Origin of the sequence: Robbsia andropogonis (assembly GCF_000970345.1) — a bacterium.
Lineage (GTDB): Bacteria > Pseudomonadota > Gammaproteobacteria > Burkholderiales > Burkholderiaceae > Robbsia > Robbsia andropogonis.
The window spans coordinates 1-609 of record NZ_LAQU01000237.1 but is presented as its reverse complement, the minus strand read 5'-3'; the positions used below and the strand labels follow the sequence as shown (position 1 = coordinate 609).

Below are 609 nucleotides of genomic sequence, written 5' to 3'. Positions count from 1 at the left end.
CCTGGCGCACTTCGCGTTCTATCGTGCTTATTTGGAGGGCCCGAGCGCGATCGACCTGCCCACGCTTGCCGATACCTATCTGGATTGCGGCCGCGATCCGCGGCGTGTCCGCAGCCTGGTGCGCTGGCTGCAGGACGAGCTCGCCGCTGCCGCACGCCGCACCGGCGATCGAGCGGCGATGCGGCTGCTGCGTTTGCCCAAGAGTCTGGGGCAGGAGGACCACTCGGAGTCCGGCACGCCATCGCTGGCTGAGTTTCGCGAGCAGGTCGACCCCCAGGAAGTCTTCGATGAAGCCGAATTGCTGGCTTTGTTTCGCGAGCAGTATCCCGAAGCCCAGCCTTCTCGCCAGCTACGTCGGGGGCGCAGTCTTCACGCCAGGCGTCTTGACGCCCTGCGGCGCCTCGAACTATCCGTGGCCGAGGCACCGGCCCTGCATCACGCCATTTCAGGATGGCTTGAGCCCACCACCGCCGCGCGGCTCGAGGCGGTGGGCCTCACGCGCTTGCAGCAGTTGATCGACGCCATCAACAGTCTTGGCCACCGTTGGTTTGTGAAAGTGCCCGGAATCGGCGCCGAGGGGGCAGGGCGCGTGGTGCGCTGGATTGAAGC

General features: G+C 66.5%; 1 protein-coding gene. It reads left to right on the top strand.

The features are described from left to right. Positions 1-609, top strand: a 609-nt coding sequence (locus WM40_RS27320) for a phage integrase family protein (protein WP_046154692.1), incomplete at both ends; no start/stop codon positions are given.